General features: G+C 60.8%; 25 protein-coding genes and 1 pseudogene. 14 read left to right on the top strand and 12 right to left on the bottom strand.

Features of this window, described 5'->3' with window-relative positions; translation table 11 throughout:
- Positions 1-29: 29 nt before the first annotated feature.
- Positions 30-1,166, top strand: a complete 1,137-nt coding sequence (gene gshA / locus NW845_RS06375) for a glutamate--cysteine ligase (protein WP_414377575.1) — start codon at positions 30-32, stop codon at positions 1,164-1,166.
- A 69-nt stretch (positions 1,167-1,235) separates the two neighbouring features.
- Here gshA and NW845_RS06370 read toward each other — a convergent pair whose 3' ends face one another.
- Both NW845_RS06370 and NW845_RS06365 read right to left on the bottom strand, forming a co-directional pair.
- Positions 1,236-1,901, bottom strand: coding sequence for a TVP38/TMEM64 family protein (locus NW845_RS06370; protein WP_414377572.1), 666 nt, complete (start codon positions 1,899-1,901; stop codon positions 1,236-1,238).
- A gap of 158 nt (positions 1,902-2,059) precedes the next feature.
- Complete coding sequence (locus NW845_RS06365; protein WP_414377570.1) at positions 2,060-2,410, bottom strand: phenylpyruvate tautomerase MIF-related protein; 351 nt, start codon at positions 2,408-2,410, stop codon at positions 2,060-2,062.
- A 182-nt stretch (positions 2,411-2,592) separates the two neighbouring features.
- Between NW845_RS06365 and NW845_RS06360 the strand changes: the two genes are divergently transcribed.
- Positions 2,593-2,967 (top strand): RidA family protein, encoded by a 375-nt coding sequence (locus tag NW845_RS06360; RefSeq protein ID WP_414369006.1) that lies wholly within the window; start codon positions 2,593-2,595, stop codon positions 2,965-2,967.
- A gap of 70 nt (positions 2,968-3,037) precedes the next feature.
- On the opposite strand, the gene yidD is transcribed toward NW845_RS06360, so the two are convergent.
- Entirely contained in the window at positions 3,038-3,316 is a 279-nt protein-coding gene (gene yidD / locus NW845_RS06355; protein ID WP_414377569.1) for a membrane protein insertion efficiency factor YidD, read from the bottom strand.
- Positions 3,317-3,509: 193 nt separating this feature from the next.
- Here yidD and NW845_RS06350 point away from each other — a divergent pair, with 193 nt between their 5' ends.
- Positions 3,510-4,799 (top strand): MFS transporter, encoded by a 1,290-nt coding sequence (locus NW845_RS06350; protein ID WP_414334093.1) that lies wholly within the window; start codon positions 3,510-3,512, stop codon positions 4,797-4,799.
- A gap of 83 nt (positions 4,800-4,882) precedes the next feature.
- The gene (locus NW845_RS06345; protein ID WP_414365219.1) at positions 4,883-5,719 is read left to right on the top strand and encodes a SpoIID/LytB domain-containing protein; all 837 of its coding nucleotides are present in this window, start codon (positions 4,883-4,885) and stop codon (positions 5,717-5,719) included.
- Between the two features lie 40 nt (positions 5,720-5,759).
- Here NW845_RS06345 and NW845_RS06340 read toward each other — a convergent pair.
- The 3 genes and pseudogenes from NW845_RS06340 to hrcA all read right to left on the bottom strand — a co-directional run.
- Positions 5,760-6,005, bottom strand: a pseudogene (locus NW845_RS06340) (zinc ribbon domain-containing protein); the annotation flags it as partial.
- A 398-nt stretch (positions 6,006-6,403) separates the two neighbouring features.
- The gene (gene tilS / locus NW845_RS06335; RefSeq protein ID WP_414365221.1) at positions 6,404-7,393 is read right to left on the bottom strand and encodes a tRNA lysidine(34) synthetase TilS; all 990 of its coding nucleotides are present in this window, start codon (positions 7,391-7,393) and stop codon (positions 6,404-6,406) included.
- Positions 7,394-7,445: 52 nt separating this feature from the next.
- A complete protein-coding gene (gene hrcA / locus NW845_RS06330) occupies positions 7,446-8,624 on the bottom strand; it encodes a heat-inducible transcriptional repressor HrcA (RefSeq protein WP_414365223.1) in 1,179 nt (392 codons plus the stop codon).
- A gap of 335 nt (positions 8,625-8,959) precedes the next feature.
- Here hrcA and NW845_RS06325 point away from each other — a divergent pair, with 335 nt between their 5' ends.
- The 3 genes from NW845_RS06325 to NW845_RS06315 all read left to right on the top strand — a co-directional run bounded on the left by NW845_RS06325 (position 8,960) and on the right by NW845_RS06315 (position 10,109).
- Complete coding sequence (locus NW845_RS06325; RefSeq protein WP_414365225.1) at positions 8,960-9,262, top strand: urease subunit gamma; 303 nt, start codon at positions 8,960-8,962, stop codon at positions 9,260-9,262.
- A gap of 51 nt (positions 9,263-9,313) precedes the next feature.
- A complete protein-coding gene (locus NW845_RS06320; protein ID WP_414365226.1) occupies positions 9,314-9,721 on the top strand; it encodes an urease subunit beta in 408 nt (135 codons plus the stop codon).
- Positions 9,722-9,857: 136 nt separating this feature from the next.
- Positions 9,858-10,109: a hypothetical protein gene (locus NW845_RS06315; RefSeq protein WP_414365228.1), complete on the top strand. Its 252-nt coding sequence runs from the start codon at positions 9,858-9,860 to the stop codon at positions 10,107-10,109.
- A gap of 106 nt (positions 10,110-10,215) precedes the next feature.
- Here NW845_RS06315 and NW845_RS06310 read toward each other — a convergent pair whose 3' ends face one another.
- Entirely contained in the window at positions 10,216-12,582 is a 2,367-nt protein-coding gene (locus tag NW845_RS06310; protein ID WP_414371670.1) for an endonuclease MutS2, read from the bottom strand.
- A 45-nt stretch (positions 12,583-12,627) separates the two neighbouring features.
- Positions 12,628-12,792, bottom strand: a complete 165-nt coding sequence (locus NW845_RS06305; RefSeq protein WP_414365230.1) for a hypothetical protein — start codon at positions 12,790-12,792, stop codon at positions 12,628-12,630.
- A 210-nt stretch (positions 12,793-13,002) separates the two neighbouring features.
- On the opposite strand from NW845_RS06305, the gene NW845_RS06300 reads away from it, so the two are divergent.
- The 4 genes from NW845_RS06300 (at position 13,003) to NW845_RS06285 (ending at position 14,880) form a co-directional block, all read left to right on the top strand.
- Positions 13,003-13,407 (top strand): NIL domain-containing protein, encoded by a 405-nt coding sequence (locus tag NW845_RS06300; RefSeq protein WP_414365231.1) that lies wholly within the window; start codon positions 13,003-13,005, stop codon positions 13,405-13,407.
- A gap of 109 nt (positions 13,408-13,516) precedes the next feature.
- Entirely contained in the window at positions 13,517-13,738 is a 222-nt protein-coding gene (gene ndhL, locus NW845_RS06295; RefSeq protein WP_414365233.1) for an NAD(P)H-quinone oxidoreductase subunit L, read from the top strand.
- A 28-nt stretch (positions 13,739-13,766) separates the two neighbouring features.
- A complete protein-coding gene (locus tag NW845_RS06290; protein WP_414371632.1) occupies positions 13,767-14,108 on the top strand; it encodes a DUF3007 family protein in 342 nt (113 codons plus the stop codon).
- A 172-nt stretch (positions 14,109-14,280) separates the two neighbouring features.
- Positions 14,281-14,880, top strand: a complete 600-nt coding sequence (locus NW845_RS06285; protein WP_414377567.1) for a response regulator — start codon at positions 14,281-14,283, stop codon at positions 14,878-14,880.
- Between the two features lie 77 nt (positions 14,881-14,957).
- On the opposite strand, the gene NW845_RS06280 is transcribed toward NW845_RS06285, so the two are convergent.
- Positions 14,958-16,010 carry a sensor histidine kinase gene (locus tag NW845_RS06280; RefSeq protein ID WP_414377566.1) on the bottom strand — a complete coding sequence of 351 codons (1,053 nt, stop codon included), beginning with the start codon at positions 16,008-16,010 and terminating at the stop codon, positions 14,958-14,960.
- 424 nt (positions 16,011-16,434) lie between these two features.
- On the opposite strand from NW845_RS06280, the gene NW845_RS06275 reads away from it, so the two are divergent.
- Together NW845_RS06275 and NW845_RS06270 are read left to right on the top strand one after the other, a co-directional pair.
- Complete coding sequence (locus tag NW845_RS06275; RefSeq protein ID WP_414365241.1) at positions 16,435-17,076, top strand: ABC transporter permease; 642 nt, start codon at positions 16,435-16,437, stop codon at positions 17,074-17,076.
- A gap of 7 nt (positions 17,077-17,083) precedes the next feature.
- Entirely contained in the window at positions 17,084-19,999 is a 2,916-nt protein-coding gene (locus NW845_RS06270; RefSeq protein WP_414377565.1) for an ATP-binding protein, read from the top strand.
- Between the two features lie 4 nt (positions 20,000-20,003).
- On the opposite strand, the gene rlmN is transcribed toward NW845_RS06270, so the two are convergent.
- The gene (gene rlmN / locus NW845_RS06265) at positions 20,004-21,092 is read right to left on the bottom strand and encodes a 23S rRNA (adenine(2503)-C(2))-methyltransferase RlmN (protein ID WP_414365243.1); all 1,089 of its coding nucleotides are present in this window, start codon (positions 21,090-21,092) and stop codon (positions 20,004-20,006) included.
- 121 nt (positions 21,093-21,213) lie between these two features.
- Between rlmN and NW845_RS06260 the strand changes: the two genes are divergently transcribed.
- Positions 21,214-21,810 (top strand): chromophore lyase CpcT/CpeT, encoded by a 597-nt coding sequence (locus NW845_RS06260; RefSeq protein ID WP_414377563.1) that lies wholly within the window; start codon positions 21,214-21,216, stop codon positions 21,808-21,810.
- 513 nt (positions 21,811-22,323) lie between these two features.
- On the opposite strand, the gene NW845_RS06255 is transcribed toward NW845_RS06260, so the two are convergent.
- A complete protein-coding gene (locus tag NW845_RS06255; RefSeq protein WP_414377561.1) occupies positions 22,324-23,109 on the bottom strand; it encodes a hypothetical protein in 786 nt (261 codons plus the stop codon).
- A gap of 159 nt (positions 23,110-23,268) precedes the next feature.
- Positions 23,269-23,427, bottom strand: coding sequence for a transposase (locus tag NW845_RS06250; RefSeq protein ID WP_414377594.1), 159 nt, complete (start codon positions 23,425-23,427; stop codon positions 23,269-23,271).
- Between the last annotated feature and the right edge of the window lie 20 nt (positions 23,428-23,447).

The raw sequence follows: 23,447 nt of genomic DNA, 5'->3' as shown, positions 1-23,447 counted from the left end.
CTAAGGAGGCTGCGGCTGGAGGCTGGCCTGTGCTGTTGACCAAGGGCTTTGAGGTGGAGATGTACACCGGCACCGCCGCCGGGGAAGTGGTGGGCCTATCGGATCGCATCTGCCAGGCTTTGCCGGAGTTTATGCGAGAACCCGATCGGCGCAACGTCGAGTACATCACCCCGCCCCTTCGCCGCTACGAAGACCTGCTCTGTGCCTTGCTTCGGCCTCGCCTGCAACTGCGGCAGTTTTTGCGCCGTCTTGGCCCCTACACCTTGCTGCCGGGGAGCACGCTGGCTTTGGGCGGCAGTGACCACTTCGAGCGCTCGGATCCGGGCAACCCCTACCACGACTACATCGAGCGCACCTACGGCACGCGGGTGGTGACCGCCAGCATCCACATCAATGTCGGTCTGCCGGATACGGAAGCCATTTTCCTCGCCTGTCGCCTATTGCGGGCGGAAGCCCCTCTTTATTTGGCCCTGAGCGCTTCTTCTCCTTTTCTGGACGGCCAGGTAACGGGCTATCATTCCAGCCGTTGGCAGGTGTTTCCTAAAACGCCGGCCCAGGTGCCCTTCTTCCGGGATCACGCCCACTACATCGCCTGGATGCAGGAGCAACTGGCCCTGGGCACGATGCAGAACGTGCGCCACCTCTGGACTTCTGTACGGCCCAACGGCCCGGAGCGGCCCTACCAGCTTAACCGGGTGGAGCTGCGCATCTGCGACCTGGTGGCAGATCCGGTGATGATCCTGGCCATCACCGCCTTGGTGGAGGCCCGCCTTTGGCAATTGCTATCTCAGCCGGAGGCGCTGGATCCCTTGGGGGGGCCCTTTACCCCAGCGGAGCTGGAGAGTCTTTGCGAGGCCAACGAGCAGGCTGCTGCCCGTGAGTCCCTGCAAGCTCGGCTGATCGACTGGCGCACCGGCCGGGAATGCTTAGCCCAGGAGTGGATTGAAGAGCTGCTGACTGAAGCGTGGCGCCTGGGCCAGCCCCAGGGGCTGGGTTGCTTCTTGGCTCCCTTGCAAACCCTGCTCCAGGAAGGCAATGAGGCCCAGCGCTGGCTGAGACAGGTTAACCAGGGATCCACACCCGCCCAGGTGTACCAACGCGCCATCCAGGAACTGGCCGAACAAGACCGAGAAAGGCAGGAGACCCTCTGCCAACTGGTTGGCTAAGCCTCTGCGCAAGGGTGGACGCTGCTAACCCCCCGCGGGCTCCCCAGTTCAAACCTGACTTGGATTGGCCTAGACAGGCTCCACCACTTCCCGTAGGGCTTGCCGAGCCACACGGGTGATGTAGACGGTGGCAGCTACGGTGGCGATGAGGCCCACAAGGCGAACGGCCCACTGAACCATTTGCGCTTGGGGATCCAGGCCTTCCCTGTTGGCCAGGGATCCCGCCAGCGAGCCGATGTACACATACATAAAGGTGCCCGGCACGATCCCGACGGTGCCCAGCAGGTTATTCAGAAAAGAAACTTGGGTCAGTCCCAGAGCGTAGTTGAGCAGATTAAAGGGAAAGGCGGGCGACAGACGAATCAAGCCGACGATCTTCCATCCCTCGCGCCCCACCGCCCGATCGATGGCCGCAAACCGGGGATTGCCCTCGATCCATCTGGCCACCCGTTCCCGCGCCAAGTAGCGCCCAATGAGAAAGGCCAAATTGGCTCCAATGGTTGCCCCAATCAGCACGTACAAAGCCCCAGCCAGCACCCCAAACACAGCCCCTGCGCCCAAGGTCAGCACCGAAGCCGGCAGAAGCAGCACAGTGGCCACAATGTAGATGGCAATGAAAAGCACCGGCCCCACCGGCCCCAAGCCTTCCACCCAGCCCAGAGCCTCGGCGAACCAGTCTTGAATAACTTCAAAAAATCCCAATCGATGGGCTGCCCAAAAAACAAGAACGGCCACGCCCAAAACGCCAGCAAGCTTCAGCAGAAGCTGCTGCTTTGCGGGATTTGTTCTGGGTTGGGTGGGGTCTGCCACGGCGGTCGGGAGCATCAGAAAGCTGTTGCTAGATAGGCTAGAGCAGCCAGGCTAGGAAATACCTGACTTGTGCGAAGTAGCTTTCACCCAAAGGTCGTGCCGTTCCATCCCCAAAGATAGCCTTTGGCATCGCCGAACTCAATGTAAATCCTCTTCCTGGGGATCCCCAATTTGTCCTCGATGGTGCTGCAAAAAAACTCGCTCAGGGATCGGGTTTGTTCGGCAGAAAACTGCCCAATACTCTTGATCTCTACATAGCAGCAGGGATCGGCGCTGCCGGCAAAGGTCATCGGGATCCCTCCTTCAAAAGCAGTCATCACGTAGGCTTCCGACTTGCCCAACTGCTTAGCCAGAGCAGCAGAGAGGAACTTGAGTAGGTCTGCCACGGCGGCAGGTTCTGGCTGCAGAGAGGTTTGCAACTTGATCAAAGGCATGAGTACTTTTTCTTCCCGACAAGCCTATTTTGGCATTGCGGGTTCGTCTTCTCTGGGATCCGCCTGTGGTAGCGTAGCGAAAGAGCTTCTCTTCACGGGGGCAAACCTCTATGGAGCCGAGCAATCTGGCCAATTCCGCGATGAGCCACCCGCAGGGCCAAACTGGGCCAGGCCCTCGGGAGGTGCAAACCGAGGCCGCTCCTGTTCCTGTCGGCCCTTACAGCCAGGGCGTTGTTGCTTCGGGGCCCTTTCTGTTTGCCGCCGGCCAGGTGGGCCTGGATCCCAAAACCGGCAAGTTGGCGGGAGAAGATGTTGCCTCGCAAACTCGGCAGGCGTTGCTGAACCTGAAGGCGGTGCTGGAAGCAGGGGGCACGAGCCTGGCCAATGTGGTGAAGACAACCGTTTTTTTGGCGGATATGAAAGACTTTGCCGCCATGAACGAGGTTTATCGAGAGTTTTTTGCCGCAGACCCGGCGCCGGCCCGCTCTTGCGTGCAGGTGGCTGGCTTGCCCTTGAATGCCTTGGTGGAAATCGAGGCGGTGGCCTGCTATTCCTGACTGACCGGCTCCCAAATACAGCCTTTTCCGGCAACACCGATCTTGGCCTGACAGGGATCCCCCTCGTCAATCAATCTCGGCTGGGGCGATAAGTTTCGTCAGGTGCGGATCCCGGCAAGTCGGGCACCGGGTCGTAGCCCCCCGGATGCCAAGGGTGGCAGCGGCAGAGGCGGCGGATCCCCAGCCAACTGCCTCGGATGGCGCCGTAGCGCCGCACTGCTTCCAGCGTGTACTGGGAGCAGGTGGGGTAGTAGCGGCACGCAGGAGGCAGCCAAGGGGAGATGCCTATCTGGTAGCCCCGAATCAGGGCAACCAAACTGCGAGTCAAGGGATCTGACCGTTCCGCCATAGGCAAGCGTACAAAAAGGCCACTTCCAGGCTAACGGCTGCCCCTGAACAGGGATCCTGCACAGTTCCAGACAAGAGGTTAAGATTGAAAAAGTCAGCACCCAAATAGACATTTCGTAATATTTCTGTTCAGGGATGCTGTGGAGACGGCTTTGCTCCCTGGCAGGGTTGTGAGAGTTTCATCGGGAGTGGGCGTGAGGGTATTCGGGCAGCTACAGCCGGCGCAGCGGCGCAACTTGGGCATTCTCTTCGTGGCCGGGCTGCTCTTTTGGGCCAGTCTGTCTTCGCTGTTGCCCACACTGCCGCTCTACGTCCGGGATGTGGGCGGCACCAGCCAAGAGGTGGGCTTGGTGATGGGGGCCTTCTCGATTGGGCTGCTGGCTTTTCGCCCTTGGTTGGGGCGGCTGGCGGATGGCCATAGTCGCCGGATCGTCTTGCTCATCGGCATGGGCGCGGCGGGGATGGCGCCTTTGGGGTACTGGCTCTGGGATTGGATCCCGTGGATAGCGCTGGTGCGGGCCTTTCACGGGATCAGCATCGCCGCTTTTGCCACCGCCTACGTTACTTTGGTGGCGGATTTTGCCCCGGAAGCAAAACGCGGCGAGATCTTGGGCTACATGAGTTTGGTCAATCCCATTGGTGTAGCCATCGGCCCTGCTTTGGGCGGCTTTTTGCAGGAGCTGGTTGGTTATGGCCCTCTGTTTCTCTTTGCCGCTCTGCTGGGGTTGGTGGGCTTTCTCTGTACCCAATCGGTTCGCGAGCAGCGCCGTGGGGGTTGGGGATCCCTGCCCCCGGATGGAGCGTTTTGGAGCCTTGTGCTCAACCCCAAGGTGTGCTCTCTCGCTGGGGTCATGCTCTTGGTGGGGCTGGCCTTCGGCACCCAGACTACTTTTGTGGCCCTGTTGATCCAAGAGGTCGGAGTTCCCCTCAATCCCGGTCTTTTTTATACGGCGGTGGCCTTTGCCAGCTTCGGCGTGCGCCTGCTGGCTGGTCGCGCTTCCGATCGCTACGGGCGGGGGCCGTTTATCTCTCTGAGCTTGGCCACCTATGCTCTGGCGATGGGGATCCTGTTGGTTGCCGACAGCGTCGGGGCTTTTCTTGTCGCCGGGATCGTGGTGGGGTCGGGTTTTGGCACCTTGATCCCGCTGATCTCCGCCCTGGTAGCCGATCGCTCTGAGCCGGCGGAGCGGGGGCGTTTGTTCAGCTTGGTGATGTGTGGGTTTGACTTGGGCATTGGGCTGGCGGGGCCGATCCTGGGCACCCTGGCGCTGGGATCCGGCTATCGGGCCATGTTCGGCTATGCGGCCCTTCTGGCATTGGCTTCGCTGGGAGCTTTTCTCTGCTTCTCCAATGGACGACCGGGATCCTCCCTGTGCTTTGCCTTGGGCCTGGAACCGGATCGGTTTCGACAACCTGATCCTCTCCCTTTGGAGCAACCCCATCCGCCCGCTCCCTTGTCAACGGGATCCCGTCCCGCCCTTTAGGCACCCTGATTTTCGTTCCCAAGTCCGATTTGCTCTATCCTAGGCTGGGGTTGCTGTACAAAAAAGAACTCTGGACAGAGGCTATGGGAGCACGGGGTTGGCTTGCCCTGATGGGATCCCTGCTGGTGGGCACCTTAGGGGGATGGATAGAGAGCGCTTGGGGGGTGACGGTGCGTGTGCAATTGGCCGACGCCACCGCCCCTGTGGTGGTGGGGGTTTCTCGCCCCGCCCAACTGACCAACAGCCGCCAAGAGGTGCTGGCCGAGTTGCCGCCCATGCAAGGGTTTCTAGCCCAGCCCGGCCCTCAAGGGGTGCGCCTGCAGGGGGTGGTCAGCCCGGTGTTGTTCATCGAGCCGCCAGCGGGTGGCCTGGTGGCGGTGGATGGCCGCTGGTATTCCGGCAAGGTGCTCTTGACCGGGTATAACAGGGTAATGGCCATCAACTACGTGGATCTGGAAGACTACGTGGCCGGCGTGGTGGAAGCCGAGATGGGATCCCGCTTCTTGCCCGAGGCCCTCAAGGCCCAGGCGGTGGCAGCCCGCACCTATGTTCTTCACCACCGCAATTCCCGCGGCTGGTTTGATGTGTTTAGCGACACCCGCTCCCAGGTGTATCGGGGCCTCTCGCAGCGCTCAGCCGCCGCCCTAGCAGCAACACACGCCACCCGCGGCATCGTCATGGTGTATGGGGGGCAATTTGTAAACGCCATGTACAGCGCCAGCGCCGGCAGCCAAACCGTTGGGGTGAGCGGGATCCCTTACCTGAGAAGTCTGCCGGATTTTAGCCCCTATCCCAAGTACGGGCATGGTATTGGCATGAGCCAGTGGGGTGCCCAAGAATTGGCCCGTCAGGGCTGGACCTACCGCCAAATTTTGGCTTATTACTACCCAGGAGTCAGCTTTGCTCGCTTGCCAGGGTAAACTTCCCCCACTGAAGTCGGGAGCTTAGGGACTCCGTCCCGCTAACGCGAGTGGCAGCGTTAAAATCCGCATCCCCTTCCCAACTACAGACGGGGTTGACACAGCGAAAATGCTTCCCTTCCCGCTGGCCAAGCCACAAGCAACGGTGGCAGGTCTGTGAGCTGCAGGCAGGCGGCACCACCACAACCTTGACCCCTACCCTCATTGCCTTGTAGTGCACAAACTGCCGCAACGGGTAGAAGGCCCAACTGTTCAACCGCCGCCGCTCTCTCTGGCTGCGCGGCTGTTAGTTAACTCGTTCACGCTCGCGCCAGCGGGCCGGAGGCCTTGGTTGCATCCAGCTTGGCGGCTTGCGACGCAGATACCTTGAGCTTGCGGGAGATAGTTAGAACTTGAGTCATGCTCCATCATTCGCGCAGGAGCTATCCCCCCTACAGTATACAGTGGGGTATCTTGCGAAGGAGTCGCCACTTTGGCCACCAAAGTTCCAGAGTAGCCTTCCTCCCCGCACTAAAGTCGAGGCCTCCAGCTTTACCCTCTGTGAGGCTCCCATCGAGCTTCCTCTGAGTAGCCCCTCGTTTGTCCCCAGTAAGGATTTTCTGGGACGGTAGTTGCCGTGCAAATCTGAACTGTGCTGTTAACTATTGGTTGAGGTTCTCAGCCGTTGCAGGAGGGGGAGAGCTCTCACTGAGCAGAGATCCAGACCAGGTGATCCCCCTTCACCTCTAGCCAGCCTCCGCCAGGGTAGTCGGGGCTGCGGCTGCGGCGGCCTGCTTTCAGGAGCCGCATCCCGGCTTCCACCTGCTCAAAAGTTGGGTGATGGGGCAGCAGCAGCGACAAGAATTGAAACATCACCTGCCGCTGCAAAGCCAGGGGCGCAGCCCGCAAGGGATCCCGCTGCAGCCCCGGCAAAGCGGGCTCGTACACCTGTAACCACAGTTGGGCGGCTTGCGCCACCACCAGCTCATGCTCTGCCTGCAACAGTGTGGCTGCCCGATTCAAAGCCGCTTCCAGTTGCGGGTTAAAGTGCTGCTTGAGATAGGGCATCACCTCTAAGCGAAGGCGGTTGCGGCCATGAGCCAGATCCTGGTTGCTGCGATCCGGCCAGACCGGCAACTGGTATTGTCGGCAGAACTCTTCCGTTTCCCAGCGGGAAAGGCCCAGCAGGGGACGCACCAACCAAGCGGAGGTGGGATCCCGCTCGTCCAAACGCCGTTGCCAATCTAGGCTGACCAGGCCGGCAGCCCCCGTGCCCCGCAGCAGGTTCCACAAAAACGTCTCCGCCCGGTCGCTGGCCGTGTGCCCTGTGGTCACCACCTCGCAACTCCAGGTGCGCGCCCATTTGTTCAGTTGCTGGTAGCGCCAAGCCCTGGCCCCCGCCTCATCCCAGCGGATGGGATCGGCAGTCTCAACGGCGTGGGGCAGGCCCTGCTGTTGCAGCCATCCCTGCAAAAACTTGGCACACTCCGTCTCATCGGCTGACCAACGGTGATCACAGTGCAAAACAAAGATCTGCCAGCCCCAGCGAGGCTGCAAATCCCGCAAGATCTGGAGCAGGGAAAAAGAATCTTGTCCGCCAGAAAAAGCTACCAGCAGCCGCTGGCCGGGGCGAAGCAGTTGCCGCTCGCGAATGGCACACTGAACCCGCAGGTGAAGAGGAGAAAGCCTGGCCACAGTTGGCTATTGCTCGGGGGCAACCCAGACCTCGCGTTCTCCCTGGGATCCCTCAGGCAAGGGCCCGAGTGAGATGGGAGGCCACCGTCTGCACAGCAGCGATGCTCCGCTCGTAGGCCATGCGGGTCGGCCCCAGCAGGGTGACCGCACCCAGGGGCGCCGAGCGGCGGCGATAAACTGAGGCAATGACCGTGCAGTGGTGCAGAGATTCCAGCGGGTTCTCGCTGCCAATGTAGATGATCACGGGAACGTTGTGGGATGGATCCTGCTCTGGAGTGCTAGAGGATGCCTTGTTCCTGGCCGCCGTGGCCGAAAGAGTTGCTTCGCCCGTGGACGGGCTATCTGGCATGGAATAGAGCCCGATCATCCCCTGAAGCTGCTCGGATCCCTTTTCGATCAACTGGGCCACCGCCTGCATCCGCTGGGCCTGGGAAAACTCCGGCTGCCGCATCAGCTCCGTCATGCCCGCGCTGAACACCTGTCCCAGCGAGGGCCGTAGGTAGCGCTGCACTACCGAGCGCAGCAGTTGCTGCAGCCAATGGCTGTAAGCGCGAAACTCCTCATCCAGCTTCAACCAGCTCAGATCCTGCAGCTCGGCAAAAGTCTTGCCCCGCAACTTCAGGGTGAGAAAGTTGCTCAGTAGCTGCAGCTCATCTTCCAGATCCTCGCGCCGATCGTCGGGCCACTCCGGTGGGCTAACCAAGGCCGAATGGGTTTGGTAGGAATCCGTAACCACTAGCACCATCACCCGCCCTGGCCCCACCGGCAGCAACTGCACATGGTGAACGGCTACCACCGGCCCCTGGGGAGGGGTGATGAGAGCGATGCAACCGCTCAAGTGGGCCAAAAGCTGTGCCACCCTCTGCAAGAGGCTATCGAGGTCGTCCCCCAGCTCACGGTTGAGCTGATCCAGCAACTGCTGCAGCGCAGGATGGGGCTCCGGCTGGGGAGCATCGCTCGGGATCTCATCCATGTTGGCGGAGGTCAACAGATCGTTCACATAGACCCGATAGCCAAAGTCAGAAGGGATCCGACCGGCAGAGGTGTGGGGCTGGAACAGCAACCCAACCTGCTCCAAAGTGGCCAAGTCGTTGCGAATGGTAGCCGTGCTGACTCCGAGGTTGTAGGACTGGGCCAAGGTTTTGGAGCCGACAGGTTCTGCCGTGGCAATATACCTGCGCACCGTTGCCCACAGGATCTTCCGTTGTCTGGGAGTCAGTTCGAGTTTCATGGCTGCTCAAAAGAACCCAATCAACACCTGCTAAGGGGAATTAGCCAATGGATCTCAGGTCAACCAAGCTAGGGCTAAATGAGGATCGGATAAAGTTTTACTTCTATTTTTAACTTTATTGTTACTCTTTCATCATGGGTGGCAGGGGCAGAAAGTAGCAACGGCAGAGGTGGAAAGAGGTGGAAGCTCTTGGTTTGGCAAGAAAAGCGAAACCCCCTGTAGCCTCTGCAGCCTTTTTTCGCCCAGAGGTGGTACTAAAGTGTTAAGTCAACTCTAGGCTAAGTGAGCCTGCTGCTGTCTGTTCTGTATCGTTTTGTATCTTTCGAGGTTGCTCCATGTACTTGTCCCCCCAGGAGAAAGACAAGCTGTTGATCTACCTGGCCGCCCAGTTAGCTCGGGATCGGCGGCAGCGGGGCCTCAAACTCAATTACCCCGAGGCGGTGGCCTACCTGAGCGCAGCCATCTTGGAGGGGGCGCGGGAAGGGAAAACCGTTGCTCAGTTGATGAGTGAAGGGCTGACGTGGCTGAGCCGAGAGGACGTGATGCCAGGGATCCCGGAGATGATCCCGGAAATTCAAGTAGAGGCAACCTTCCCCGACGGAACCAAGCTGGTGACCCTTCACCACCCCATTCGCTAGCTGCTTTCTAAGGATCTCCCAAAGACCCAGAGACTTCAGGAGGTTGTCCATATGGCTCGCAAATCCAAAGCCACACCTGCTGCCGACCCTGAACCAGCCCCGATCCCGGGAGAGCTGTTGCTGGCAGAGGATCCCATCCAAGCCAATGTCGGGCGGGCCACTGTGACGCTGGAGGTCACCAACCGGGGGGATCGGCCCATTCAGGTGGGATCCCATTTTCACTTTTTCGAGGTCAACCGAGCCCTGGTGTTCGATCGCGCCGCCAGCTTTGGCATGCGCCTCAACATCCCTTCCGGCCAAGCGGTGCGTTTTGAGCCGGGGCAAACCCATCGGGTCACTCTGGTGGCGCTGGGAGGCAAGGGGCTGGTGCATGGCTTCAACCGGCTAACGGAGGGCAGCGTCCGCTCTGCAACGCAAAAGCGGCTGGCCCTGGCCCGATTGCAGGAGTGGATGGGCTAGGTGGCTAAGCGCTATGGACATAACGCCCCCCGAAGCATGCAGCTTTGGGCATCTAGGCTGAGGCTTGGCCATATCCCCATCCCGCCTCAAATTTAGGAGAGTAGGGCTATCCAATTCTTCCTCTAGGATCTGGCCAATGTTAGAGCGTGAGACCGTTTGGTGGATGGGGGTACAGGGCTTGGGGCTGAATCTTTCCGGGTTGGCCCTGTTGGCGGCAGCAGGTGCCACTTTCGGCCCCCTCGGCTGGACCAGTGCGACGGTGGCGGTGATGCTCAAGTTAATTGGAGATAGCCAACTGCTGCGCGCCTACTGGCTTTGGCAAAGTCGGCACCGCCAAGCGGGATCCCAGCCTGTCACCTCAACAGCGGCGCTCCAAAGTCAAGTCTGAAACCGTCTGCCCCTCTCCCAAAGGGGGAGGGAAGGTGAGAGACCTTCATCACACTGGACAAGGCTCTCGGTAATGTTGGAGCCAGCCCGCCGAAAGCCGCTCAGCCTCACCGCAGGTGGGCTACCGTTACGCCCGTACCCCCATCCTGGGGATCCGCCGGGGCAAACCTCTGAACACGCGGGTGATTTTGGAGGTAGGCCTGGACGCCGGCCCGCAGGCGTCCCGTGCCGTGGCCGTGGATGATCCAAACCGGGCCAGGAGGGGCTTGGGCAAAGTGCTGTTCCAGAATCGCCTCGGCATCGGCTACAGTTTTCCCCCTTAGGTCAAGGGTGTTGCGGCTGGTGCGCAGGTTCAGGGGAGCAGTGGTGGGCGGAGGGGAGGGAGGAGCTTTGGGGCGCTGGCGCTGTTTGGCCTGATGTTCATCGATGGGATCCAACTGGCCCCGCGGCACCGTGAACTTGAGGATGCCGCTGCGCACTACATACACATCCCCTTCGACGGCAATCACCTCCCCCGTCTGCCCCAGGCCCCTCAGCCGCACCCGATCCCCCACCTCCGGCACGAACTCAGTCTCAACGGGCGGCGACGGCGGCGAGTAGCGCCCGCGAATCTGCTCCAGCTCAGCAGCAACCTGCTGGGGATTGTCCCCCTGCTGCAACTTGCGGATGGCGGCGGCCACCTCCCGGCGGGCAGCGGCCAAGAGGGCTTGCAGCCCCTGTCGCTGCTGGTACTCCAGTTGCGCCTCTCGCTCAGCCATTTGCCGGCTGCGCTGCTGCATTTGGCGGTACAGGGTTTCCAGCTCTTGGTGCAGGGATCCCACCTGGGCGGCCCGCTCTTCCAACTGGGCCCGTTGCGCCTCCAGCCCCGCGATCACCTTATCCACCTGGCTTTCCCCCTGCAGATGCTGCTGCGCCCGCCGCAGAATCTCCGGCTCCAGGTGCAGCCGCCGGGCAATGGCAAAGGCATTGGAGCGACCAGGGATCCCCCACAGTAGGCGGTAGGTGGGGGCTAGAGTGGCCTCGTCAAACTCCACCGAGGCATTCTCAAAGCCGGGATGCTGGTACTTGAGGGCCTTCAGCTCGCCGTAGTGGGTGGTGGCCAAGGTAAGCAGGGCCTTTTCCGAGAGATACTCCAATAGCCCAGCCGCCAGGGCCGCACCCTCGCTAGGATCCGTGCCCGCCCCCACCTCGTCCAGCAGAACAAGGGCCGGCGCCGGGTCTGACTGCAAAGCCTGCACGATGCGGCTGATGCGGCGAATGTGCCCGGAAAAAGTGGAGAGGCTTTGCTGCAGCGATTGCTCGTCGCCGATGTCGGCATAGACCCCGTCGAACCAGGGCAGTTGGGGCGGATCCTGGGCAGGCAGGAAGATCCCCGCCTTGGCCATAAGCACCAATAGCCCCAAGGTCTTCAGAGCAACCGTCTTGCCACCGGTGTTGGGGCCGGTGATGACCACGGCGCGGATGGACTCGGAGAGGGTGAAATCAATCGGGATCACCTCCGGGCCCTTGCCTTCCTCGCGAGACTGCCACAGAAGCAAGGGGTGCCTAGCTTGGCGCAGGCGCAATCCTGCCGGGACAAACTGGGGGCGATTGCCCGCCAACCAAAGACTGTAGCGGCCACGGGCCAAGGCCACCTCCAGCCCCACCAGCACCGCCTGCAAATGCTCCAGATCGGTGGCCACGGATCCCACCTGGGCAGAGAGCGCCGCCAAGATTCGCTCTTCCTCCGCCTGGATCTGGGCCTGGGTTTCCCGCAGCCGGTTGCCCAGCTCCACCACAGCGTAGGGCTCCACATAGAGGGTGGCCCCACTGGCAGAGCTGTCGTGGACGATGCCCCGGATCACGTCGCGGTGGGTGGCCTTCACCATCAGCACAAAGCGCCCCTGCCGCTGGCCAATCAACGTGTCCTGCAGCGCCTGGGGGTGCTGGCTCATCACCTGTTGTAGGCGTTCTTGGATCTGGTTGCGGTACTGGCGGTGCTGACGGCGTAGGTCTGCAAGCGCGGGGCTGGCGCTATCTCTCACCTCGCCGTGCTCATCCAGGCAGCGGAAGATCTCCTGCTCTAGCTCAGGATAGGTGCGCAGTGTGCTCACCCACTCCTGCAGGCGGGGCAGGCGCTCGTCAGCATCGATGAGACGGCGAAGGCGGCGAGCAGCCCCCAAGGTTGTGGCAATCTGCACCAGCTCTTCCCCGCTCAGAATGCCCCCCCGTTCGGCCCGTTCCAGGGCCGGCAGCAGGTTGTGGATCCCGTCCAGAGAAACCCCCCCCGGCTGGCTGCAATCCAGCCGGATGGCCTCCTCCGTTTGATCAAGACAGACCTCGCTCTCGGCGCGGCTCCGCCAGGGATCCAGCTCTAGGCAGGCGCGGCGGCCTAGGGGTGTGGCGGCAAAGCTGGCCAAGTGTTGGCAGAGGCGGGGCCACTCCAACAATTCCAAAGTTTCTTGGCGGAGGGAAGGATCAGGCTCAGAACAGATCGGCAGCAGGTGCAAAGGGGTGGGCGTAGGCATTACCGAAGGAAATTAGCAATTCGAGGAAGAACGGAGCTGCAGTCGCTTCATCTCTTGCAAAAACTGCCGCTGGTAGTTGAGAAAGGCGGTGTGCCATTCGCGGAAGCGGCGCTCGCCATCGCGCACCAACATCTGTCGATAGTGCTCGGAGTTGAGCCGGGGCCGGGCTGAGTTCATGGGAATCGAAGACGCTCTGCCCCTATTGTGGCAGGCTGTGGGGCGCCTTTCGTAGTTCCCAACCTGGGGGCAGACGGTGTTGGGAGCGGATCCCATCTTTCTGGCGGTGAGGAGGAGATTTTGCACTTGCGGCATGGCCAAACTTGGCAGTCGGCCTTGGCATACTCATACTGGAAGAGTCACCGCACCTCCGATACGCAAGTCAAATCCGTGCGCAAACGAGTGACCCTGATTTTTCCTCGCCACTTGGTGAATGTGCCCCTCACCTATCGTCTGGCCAAAGACTTCGATGTAGCCGCCAACATTGTCCGCGCCAGAGTAACCCCCAACGAAGTGGGCACCCTGGTGGTGGAGCTCTCGGGAGATATCGACCAGGTGGAGGCGGGTCTGGAGTGGGTGCAGTCTTTAGGCATTGAGGTGGCCGAGCGGGCCAAAGAAATTCAGATCGACCCAGATTCGTGCGTGGACTGCGGCTTGTGTACAGGCGTTTGCCCCACCGAGGCGCTGAAGATTGCCGCTCCTGACTGGAAACTGGAGTTTCTGCGTAATCGCTGTGTTATGTGCGAACAATGCATCTCTACCTGCCCTGTCGGGGCCATCAGCACGAGTTTATAGCCATAAGGCGAAGAGCCGGCTAAGCCGACAAGTTTATTCGCTATTACAATGCTGTAATGTAACCCCGATGCGGGCTGGATTGGCACAGGCTAATTTGAGGCAACTGGAGATGCTTTCGACCCCAACGCTCATTGGCTTGACCTATGCTGCCCTAGCAGTTCTCTACCTGCTGGTGCTGCCGTTCTTGTTTTTGGTGTACGTGGACAAGCGCTGGAACTATAGCGGTGCCTGGGAAAAGGTGTTGATGTTTTTCCTAGTTTTGTTTTTCTTCCCCGGTATGGTGCTCGTGGCTCCCTTCATGACGTTTCGGCCCAAGCCGCGTTCGCTCTAGAGCCTGCCGCTATCTAAGCGCTTGAGCCATGCGTAGACGGGATGTTCTCGGCATTGGCCTAGCCCTGCTCTTGGGGGGAGGACTTTTCTACGGGCTGTTGCTTTGGGCCGGCTTGGATACGGGCGCGGCGCAGCAGGTGTCAAGCGTGGTGTTTCTGCTGGGGTGCCTGGTCTGGACTGTGGGCTACCTGAAGCGGGTGTTGAGCAGGGAAATGACCCTGAAGGCCCAGTGGGCCGCTTTTGAGAGGCAGCAAATCCAAGAGAAACTTCACTCCCTCTCCCCAGAGGAGTGGCAAGCCTTGCAGGCCGAGCTGGGATCCGAAACCGAAGAGAAAGCTGAGGTTGGTTTGCCCGAGCAAGGCAAGCGCTGAAGCTGCCGGACAAACTGTACCCAAAAATCTGCCGCAAATTGGTGGAGTTTCAGCTACCCGAGCGGCGGGGTCGGCCCAACACTACCTGTATAGCTAGTTACTGTTTCTTCTTGATTGGAAATGCTAGCTTGCGCCCTAGGCAAAGTTGTGAACTGAGGCGAGCCGTTAACTCGTGCAGATTTCCCCTTCCCCTTTTGCTCACCTATCTCTGCTCACCGTGACCAAGACCGTTTTGGTGGCTCAGGGTCAGCCTTGGCAGGCCCAGCTCTGGAAGTCGGTGCTGGAGTCTCAGCGCCATGCAGTGGTGCTGGTTTCTCCTCAGGCAGATCTGGTGGAGGTGGCGGCAACTCATCCTCCGGATCTGATGGTGGTGGATATGACGACGGGGCTGTTTAACCCCTATGCCTTTTGTCGAGAGTGTCGGAGCCGGCTTCCGGATATCCCTGTGATTCTCACTCATCACCCCCGTCGCCGCATTGAGCCGGCAGAGCGGCGCTGGGCCATTTACCAGGGGGCAGCCGAGGTGATCCCTGGTTTGGCCGAAGCCGACGACATTCTTCACTCCCTCGAGCAAGTTTACAAGGCAGCCAGGTGGCCTTTTCCCATTGACACGGCAGCTCTTCACGCGGTTCTCGAGCAGGCGGGTTTGCGGCCTGAAAAAGACAGCTCCCTTCCTTCCCCGCCCGTTGCACCAGAAGAACGCCAAGAGCAAACGGCTGCGCTCCCACCGGCAAAGTACCGGTTGATGTATCGGGGCCGTCCCGTCGAGTGAACTGCAAGCGCTCCACACCGCTAACGCGAAGCAGGGAACTGCCTTCGGTGTTTTTCTCCCTCTGGCGGGGCTGGGGATCAGGGCAGCACCAGGGCCAGGGTAGTGCCCTGGGATCCCGTCTCCACCAAACGCAAGTCTCCTCCGTGGGCTTGCAGGATACGCTTGGCGATGTACAGCCCCAGACCTCCTGAGCCGGTCGGGTAGTGCTGGCCGGCAATGTGAATGGGTTGGGCGATGTAGGGCTGGGCCAGATCTTCCAGGGGAGCCGGCAGGCCGGGCCCGTCATCCCGCACCTGGATCTGCCGGGGGCTGACGGTCAGCACCACCGCATGGCGGGCGTAGCGCAAAGCATTGTCCACCAGGTTCACCAGCGCCCGCTCCAGCTCGTCCTCATCGGCGGCGCCCCACCCTTCTCCCTCCACCTGCAGGTCGATCTCCCGCTCTCGAGCCAGAGATCCCATACGTTCGGCCACCCGTCGGGCCAGGGATCCCAGATCACAGGGCTGGGGATGCAGGGCGATCTCGCCCCGCTCTAGGCGGTAGGCCTCCACCATCTTTTGCACCAGGGCCAGGTTGCGCTGGTTCTCCTCCAACATGCGATTCAGCAGGGCCAGCCGCTCCTGGGGACTCAAGGGGAGCTCCTGCTTGAGAGCACTTAGCAGATGCCCAAAGGCAATGAGAGGAGTTTTTAGATCGTGCACCAAGGTAGCCGTGAAGGCCTCCCGCCGTCTTTGATCGCTTTGGATTTGGCGCAGCAAATGGGCAAAAGCTTGCCGCAGGATCAGAGCCTCTTGGGGATCCCCTGGGCGGAGCAGCAAAGTCCAGCGCTCTGGCTGGTTGATCAAGGTTTCTAGGTGGGCCAGCTCGCGGGCCAGCAACGTCAGGGGCCGCAAGAGCATGGAAGACAAGGCATAGCCTGCCAGCGCCGATAGCACCGCCAGCAGAGGGATCCACAACAGCAGCAGGAGAGATCCCTCGGGACTGAGCTCTGTGCCGGGCAGGATCCACTGCACCGACAGGATGAAAACCAAGTTGGGGACAAAGGAAAGGCTGGCAATCACCAGCGCTACCTGAGTGCGCAGGCTGTGGGGAAAGCGACGGCGCCAGAACTCAAGTAGACGGCGTCTCAAGGGGGAATGGAGAGAGGGCTGAGTTGAATTAGGCCAGGAGCGAGCAAACAAGTCAAGAGGGCTGGCAAAATATAGGGGCTGACTGCAAACTCTACAGCGGGGTTGGTCTGTTGATTCGCGGGGATTTGACACTCCCCCGACTAAAAAAGTCGAAGGGTTCTTACGCAGTCCACAGTTGGACTCGGAAAGGCGCTGTCAAGACGCCCTTAGACGGTTCCTAGAGACAAAGCGTCAAGGTTCCGCTTACTTGTTGACTTACGGCACTGTCCGGGTTTTTCACCGGGGTAGGTGCTAACTTAGGATTACAACATAACATTGGCGAGCGACTCCAGTCGCTCGAAGGCTTTTCCGCCCCGCACTACTCGCGCTAGCGGCGCGGAGCGCTGAGTACGGGGCTACCAAGCTACTCTGCGTGTAGCTCTCGATGAGCCTCCTGGATCGCTCCTTGCACTATGCTCAAAGCAACAGCGACCTGCTAGTTCAAGCTTTCCTCCAGCACCTGCAACTGGTGGTGGTGCCGCTGGGGATCGCGTTGCTGGTGGGCCTGCCCTTGGGTTTTGGCAGCTCCCGCTCGCAGGTGGTTTCCCTCGTGGTGATCAATGCCTTCGGCAGCTTGCGGGTGATCCCCAGCTTGGCGATTTTGTTTTTGGCCATTCCCTACTTTGGCCTTGGCTTTCAGTCGGCAGCGATTGCCCTGACGATCTTGGCCTTGCCCCCCATTTTAATCAGCACGGATGTGGCCTTCCGCAGCCTCGATCCGGCTCTACGCGAAGCTGCTTTGGGAATGGGCATGACGCCGGCGCAGGTGCTACGCCATGTGGAGATCCCCTTGGCGTTGCCGGTAATCTTGGCCGGTGTTAAAACCGCTACTATCGAGGTCATTGCCAGCGCCACGTTGGCGGCCTTTATCGGGGCGGGCGGGCTGGGCAGCTTCATCACGCTGGGGTTTGCCCTCTACGACAACGCCATCCTGTTGGTGGGAGCGATCCCGGTGGCGCTGTTGGCCATTGGTGCCGAAATTCTCCTCGGCGCTTTGCAGCGAGCTCTGGAGCCACCCCAAGCCTAGGGATCCCATGCTGTTTTCCTCTTCTTCGCCAATGCGCCTGCCCTTCCTTACTTCTCGAGCGGTTCCTTTGCAGGTGGCGCTGCTGTTGCCGCTGCTGTTGGCAGTGGCTGGGGGGGCAGGCGGGGTGGGCTATCTCTCCTGGCGGGCTGGCCGGCAGATGGCGCTGCAGTTGGCCGAGCACCTGAAGAGTGAGGTTAACCATCGCACTGAAGAGCACCTCAGGCGCTATCTCCAAGCCCCCCTTCAGATCAATGCCCTCAATCAAGGGGCAGTCCAGTGGGAGCTACTGCCCAATTTGGCCGCGCTTCAGCCGCAAGATCTGGAGAGGCTTGAGGCCTATTTTGCCCGCCAGTTGCAGCAGTTTCCCGAGCTGAGCTACATCGGCTTTGTCTCAGCGGAGGGGGGGTTTGTAACCGCCCGCCGCCACACCGGTGGGTCGATCTGGACCTACCACACGCCGGGCCTGAAGCCGGGATCCGTCCAGGGCCGCCAGCGGGATCCGGAAAGCGGGGCTCCCACCGGCTTGACGCAGCAGTTGGGCTGGGTGGATTTGCGGCGGCTGTCTTGGTTTCCCGAAATCCTGCAACAGGAAGGGGCCCGCCGTACCTGGGTGGTGAGCAACTCTTTTGTCGAGTTTCCCAATCAGAGGCCGGAGCGGCTGATCCTGGCGGCGCTGCCCTTGGCCGAGGTGGAGGGGCGGGTTTACGGCAGCTTGGTGGCTGCTCTCTCGGCTCAGCAACTGCAGGCTTTTCTGGAGGATCTGCAGGCCAGCTTGGCGTATCCAGGGGTGAGCTGGTTGCTGGATGAAGAGGGCCAGGTGGTGGCCGCCACGGAGGAGCTCTCTCCCCACCCGCTGCTGCTGGCTGTGCAAGAGCAGGTGGGATCCTGGGCAACGGCTGCCGCTAAGGGTTTGCTGCGCCTTGAGGTGGACGGGATCCCCTACCGGGTGCAGGTGACGGCCATTCAGGATCAATGGGGGCTGGTCTTTTACTTCGTCTGCGGGATCCCGGAGGGCGCCCTTTTAGCCCCCGTCTATGCCGGTGCTCGGCAGGCGGCCCTGTTGGGGGGTGGGCTGCTGCTGGGCTTTTTGGCCGCCGGGATCCTCCTCAGCGAAGCCCTCTCTCGTCCGCTGCGCCGCCTTACCCAAATAGCGGAGCAATTTGTGCACACTGGGATCCCGGCCTGGCCCCCTGTGGATCCCGGCCCTATCCAAGAAGTGCAGACCCTGGCCAAAGCTTGGCAGCAGGCGGCCACCAACCAACAAGCTTTGCTGGATCGCCTCTGGCAACAGCAGCAGCAGTACCGCGCTGTGGTGGAGCAGCAGACGGAGCTGATCTGCCGCTTTCAGCCCGATGGGAGAATTACCTACGGCAACCCTGCGCTCTTGCGCTTTTTTGGCTGTTCCCCAGAAGAAGTGTTGGGCCGACCTTGGCGGGATCTGCTCCCGGAAGAAGAGCAAGCCGCGGTGCTGCAGTCCCTTGCGGCTCTGACGCCTGAGCACCCTTACCACCGCAGCGAGCGGGAGTACCCCGGCGAAGATGGCCAATCCCGCTGGGTGAGCTGGGTGGATCAGGGCATTTTCGACACCCAGGGCCAACTGGTGGAGATCCTGTCGGTGGGGCGGGAGATCACCGAGCAAAAGCGGGCCCAGCAGCAGCTAGAAGCCCTCAACCGCGAGCTGGAAGCCCAGGTGGCGCTGCGTACCGCCAAGCTGGAGCAGGCTTTGCGCTTTGAGGCGGTGCTGCGCTCCCTCAGCGGCCAGATGGTGGCCAGCCTCAAGGAGGGGGAGATCCTGGAAGAGGTGGTCAAGAGCCTGGCCGAGGCCCTCAACCTAACCGGCTGTCATATTTTCTTGACCAGTGCCGATGGATCCTCTTGGATCCCGGCTTGCTCGTTTCCGGAGAAGGCGGATCCCGCCTGCCTCAACGATCCCGAGCTGAGGCACCTGCTGCACTCCCATGCGTTTCTTGACCAGCCCTGGGAAGTCCACTGCTGTTGTCAAAAGGAGCGAGGGGGGCACTGGGTACAGCTTTTGGCTTGCTCCCTTTGGGACAAGCAAGAGCGGCTGGGGCTGTTGCTGTTGGAGCGGCAGCAGGAGTTTTCCGAAGCGGAGAGACAACTGGCCTACCAGGTGGCCAACCTGTCTGCTCTGGCTCTGCGGCAGGCCCGTCTGTATGAGGCGGCCCAGGCCCAGGTAAAGGAATTGGAGCGGCTCAACCTGCTCAAGGACGATTTCTTGAGCACCGTCTCCCACGAGCTGCGCACCCCCATGACCAATGTGCGCATGGCCCTGCAAATGTTGCAAATAGCCCACGATAACCCCGAGAAGCAGCAGCACTATTTCGCCATCGCCCTCAAGGAATGCAACCGCCAAATTGATCTCATCAACGACCTGCTGGACATGCAGCGGCTGGCAGCCGAGAAGTATCTGCTCCAACCCGAAGAGATCTTTCTGCCGCGCTATTTGCGGGATCTGGTGGCGGCAGTTCAGCCCCTGGCCCAGGCCAAAAACCAAAGTTTGCAACTGCACCTAGAAGAGGGGATCCCACCCCTTGAGGCGGATCCCACGGCTCTGGGCCGCATCTTGCGCGAGCTGCTGCACAACGCCGTCAAATACACCGCCCCCGCGGGATCCATCCACCTGCAGGTGGCCTGGGAAGGAGAAGGGATCCTCTTTGTCTGCAGCAACAGCAGCGAGATCCCGGAGTCGGAGCTGCCCCGCATCTTTGAGAAGTTCTACCGCATCCCGCAGTCGGATCGCTGGAAGCACGGCGGCACCGGCCTGGGGCTGGCCCTGGTCAAGCAACTGGTGGAGCACATGGGGGGCCAGATCTCCGTCAGCAGCTTGGAAGGATGGACGCATTTTCGCGTTTGGCTGCCTCCCGCCCTGCCGGTGGCAACTGCAAAAAAACTCCGAACTTGAGCATCTAAGAACGGCCAAGGGCTGGCCCAGGGGAAGGCAAGGGCGGGGGGGAAGCGTGCAGAAAGGATCCCCGTAGTTGACCACAGGCGGCGTTGCCATCCAGGCCGCGGGTTTGGCGCACGCTGGCCCGCACGTGGTGCTCTTCAAGCAGCCGGACGAACTCCGCCACTCGCGCCGGCTGGGGGCGCTGATAGTCGGCCTCGGCAATGGGGTTGTACGGGATCAGGTTGACGTGCAGGCGGGCCCCCGCCTGGCTGGCCTGCTGCAGCAGACGCGCCAGTTGGCGGGCATGGAGGGGCAGATCGTTCACCCCCGCTAGCAGCGTATATTCAAAGCTGACCCGCCGCCCGGTGCGCAGCATGTAGTCGCGGCAATCCCGGATCAGGGCCTCTAGGGGGTAGTGGGCTGCAGAAGGGATCAACTGCTGCCGCAGCTCCTGGTTGGGGGCATGCAGGCTGACGGCCAAGGTAACTTGCAGATTCTGCTCTGCCAGCCAGGGAATTTGCCGGGGCACGCCCACGGTGGAAAGGGTAATGTGCCGCTGGCCGATGCCGATATCTTGGTGGAGGCGGCGGATGGCCTGCACCACGGTGTCGCGGTTGAGCAGGGGCTCCCCCATACCCATGAAGACCACGTGGCTGACGCGGCGGCCAAAGTCCTCCTGCACCGTTAACACCTGATCCAGGATTTCGTGCAACTTGAGGTTGCGCCGGTAGCCCATCTTGCCGGTGGCGCAGAAGTCGCAGGCCATGGGGCAGCCCACCTGGGAGGAAACGCAGACAGTTAGCCGCTTGGCGGTTGGGATCCCCACTGTCTCGATCAACTCCCCATCTGCTAGCTGCAGCAGCAACTTAACGGTGCCGTCGCGGGATTCTATCCGCTGCACAACCTGGGAGCGCCCCACAGGATAATCCTGCAGCGCCTCGCGCCAGGCTTTGGGAAAGACCGTCACTTCCTGCAGGGAGCGGATCCCTTTTTGGTAGAGCCAAGTGTGCAGTTGTTGCCCGCGGTAGGCCGGCTGCCCCTGCTCAACTGCCCACTCTTTCAAGGCAGCCAAAGATTGCCCCAGCAGAGGAAGAGGTGCCGCAGACATAGGCCAAGTGGCAACGGATTGCATCCTTCTACTCTAGCTTGCGGCCTGAAGGCTTGCTTTGGCAGCTAGGACGAGCATTTTGGATAATAGGTTTGCCCTTGGTTAGGATTTTGCCCGCGCTATGTCGGTTTCGCCGCAACTGGCCCAACTGGCTACCTGGATGGCCGGACATTTCAACAATCTGCACCAGGCTATGGCCGAGCCGGTTTGGTTTGCCAATATTCACGTCTACCAGTGCCCCCTGCCGTGGTCAGTGTTTCAGGGGATAGGGTTTTACGTGGAGCAACTGTACGATATCTACCCCGACCAGCCCTACCGGCAGCGGGTCATCCATCTCTTCGAGACCGCCGACGGGATCCGCATCCAAAACTACGCCCTGACCTCTCCAGAGGCCTACAAATGTGCCGGTCGGAACTTGGAGCAATTGGCCCGCCTGACGGCGGCAGAGCTGGAACTCTTGCCCGGCTGTGTAATCCAGGTGGAGTGGACGGGATCCTGCTACCGGGGCCGCAGCGTGCCCGGCAAAGGCTGTATCGTCGAGCGCAAGGGCAGAACCACCTACCTCTATAGCGAGTTCGAGATTGGGGCCGACTACTTCCACAGCCTGGATCAGGGCCGCGACCCGGAAACGGATCAAGTGGTCTGGGGATCCCTTTCCGGGCCCTTTCGGTTTGTTAAGAAACAGGATTTTTCCTGCTACTTGCCCCGCTGGAGCTAAGTTAGCTCCCGGTTCAAACCCAGAAGGCAAGGATCCCATCCCCGAGCAAGAGCAGCAGGGTGCAGCCCATCCATCCCCAGGCCAGTGCGGGCAATAGGGCCAACTGGCTGCGTTGCTGGCTGCCCCCCGAGAGTTGTTCCACCCTGCTGTAGAGGTGACCGCGAACGCCGAATTGACACCCCTGACTTTAGTCGGGGGATTCTTACGCAGTCCACAGATAGACTCGCAAAGGCGCTGTCAAGACCCCCCTAGACGGCTCCCTGGAACCCAGTCCCAAGGTTCCGCTTACTTGTGACTTACAGCACTGTCCAGGTCTTTCACCGGGGTGGGTACTTGCTTGTTATAGCATTGGCGAGCGACTCAAGTTGCTTAAGGACTACGTCCCGCTAACGCGAGCGGGCTTTTCTGCACTGTACTACTCGCGTCAGCGGCGCGGAGCGCTGAGTACGGGGCTACCAAGCTGCCCCGCTGTGTTCGGTGGCCGCCTCAGCCTGTTGACGGGCCAGAGCCCAGTTAATCCAGGGATCCCGCTGCTGGAGGGCAAAATGCTCCTGCAACGTCAAGCCAGGGATCAGCCCTTCTCGCAGCCGATCCGCTAGAGAAAACCCCACCCCAGAGCGAAGATGGTCGCCGTAAGGACGGCCTGGTCATCTCCCGCCCTGCCAAGAGAATCTGGCCCTGCCTGGGCGGCAACAACCCTGCCCAGGTGAGCAGGAAAGAGCGTTGCCCACTGCCCTCCAAACCGGCCAACCCAATCACTTCCCCCAGCTGCACCGCCAGATCCGGTAAAGCCAAGGTAAACGGCTCATGCCGCACCACCAGGGAGCGTAACTCCAACAGGGGATTTGCCCTTCTTTGCAGAGAGGGGGGCCGAGCCAGGGGCGCCAATTCCCGCTCAAACATCCAATCGATCAGCCGCTGTTCCGGCAGGGAAATGTCTTCACCCTTCACAGTCAGCTCCTCCACCACTTCCCCCTGCCGCATCACCGTCACCCGATCGCAAAAGCATTCCCCATCGGCCAGCTTGTGGGAGACGAAGATCACCGACTTGCCCTCCTCTGCCAGCCGACGCAAAGCCGCAAACAAAAGATCAACAAAAGATCTTTTTTGCGCCGCAGAAATGCCCGTCGTCGGCTCATCCAAAATTAAGGTGTTGATCCCCAGTGAGAGCAACCGCAGCATCTCCAGTTGCTGCCGTTCCCCCACCGTCAAACTGCCGATAGCCTCATCCGGGTTGAGGTTGAAGCCAAACTCTTCACAGGCTTTTCGGAGACGTTTTCGGCTCTCTCGCAGCCCCAAACCCAAGCGCCCCGCTGCCTGGCGATATAACTGGCGATATAAAGTTTTCCAGAGTTTTCCAGCACCGTCAGAGAAGGAAAATCCAAGGGATCCTGGTGCAACATGCCGATGCCCCGGCGAATGGCTGCTGCAGGGCTGTCGATGCGAACCGGTTGCCTGTCAACGTAAGGCGTGGGATTCCCCACCGTATAGACGGTGGGGAGGGATAGCGCCTCCTGACTGATTCTGGATATATCGCTTCAAAATTTCTAGAGGTGCACTGCCGCATGAGACAATGCACTTAGAATCATGCCAAAGCTTAGCCTTTCCCCAGGACACTTTATTGAGCTGTTCCGCAA

The sequence above is a fragment of the Synechococcus sp. H60.2 genome, assembly GCF_047462315.1.
GTDB lineage: Bacteria > Cyanobacteriota > Cyanobacteriia > Thermostichales > Thermostichaceae > Thermostichus.
The sequence above is the reverse complement of the archived record's forward strand: the minus strand, read 5'-3'. Positions and strand labels throughout refer to the sequence as shown.

What these genes read in the sequence shown, in the direction of transcription:
- NW845_RS06325 (WP_414365225.1), top strand. Translation starts at nt 8,960, where the DNA reads ATGTACTTGTCCCCCCAGGAGAAAGACAAGCTGTTGATCTACCTGGCC.
- NW845_RS06320 (WP_414365226.1), top strand. Translation starts at nt 9,314, where the DNA reads ATGGCTCGCAAATCCAAAGCCACACCTGCTGCCGACCCTGAACCAGCC.
- NW845_RS06315 (WP_414365228.1), top strand. Translation starts at nt 9,858, where the DNA reads ATGTTAGAGCGTGAGACCGTTTGGTGGATGGGGGTACAGGGCTTGGGG.
- ndhL (WP_414365233.1), top strand. Translation starts at nt 13,517, where the DNA reads ATGCTTTCGACCCCAACGCTCATTGGCTTGACCTATGCTGCCCTAGCA.
- NW845_RS06345 (WP_414365219.1), top strand. Translation starts at nt 4,883, where the DNA reads ATGGGAGCACGGGGTTGGCTTGCCCTGATGGGATCCCTGCTGGTGGGC.
- NW845_RS06365 (WP_414377570.1), bottom strand. Translation starts at nt 2,410, where the DNA reads ATGCCTTTGATCAAGTTGCAAACCTCTCTGCAGCCAGAACCTGCCGCC.
- NW845_RS06260 (WP_414377563.1), top strand. Translation starts at nt 21,214, where the DNA reads ATGTCGGTTTCGCCGCAACTGGCCCAACTGGCTACCTGGATGGCCGGA.
- rlmN (WP_414365243.1), bottom strand. Translation starts at nt 21,092, where the DNA reads ATGTCTGCGGCACCTCTTCCTCTGCTGGGGCAATCTTTGGCTGCCTTG.
- yidD (WP_414377569.1), bottom strand. Translation starts at nt 3,316, where the DNA reads ATGGCGGAACGGTCAGATCCCTTGACTCGCAGTTTGGTTGCCCTGATT.
- NW845_RS06290 (WP_414371632.1), top strand. Translation starts at nt 13,767, where the DNA reads ATGCGTAGACGGGATGTTCTCGGCATTGGCCTAGCCCTGCTCTTGGGG.
- hrcA (WP_414365223.1), bottom strand. Translation starts at nt 8,624, where the DNA reads ATGAAACTCGAACTGACTCCCAGACAACGGAAGATCCTGTGGGCAACG.
- NW845_RS06305 (WP_414365230.1), bottom strand. Translation starts at nt 12,792, where the DNA reads ATGAACTCAGCCCGGCCCCGGCTCAACTCCGAGCACTATCGACAGATG.
- NW845_RS06275 (WP_414365241.1), top strand. Translation starts at nt 16,435, where the DNA reads ATGAGCCTCCTGGATCGCTCCTTGCACTATGCTCAAAGCAACAGCGAC.
- NW845_RS06270 (WP_414377565.1), top strand. Translation starts at nt 17,084, where the DNA reads ATGCTGTTTTCCTCTTCTTCGCCAATGCGCCTGCCCTTCCTTACTTCT.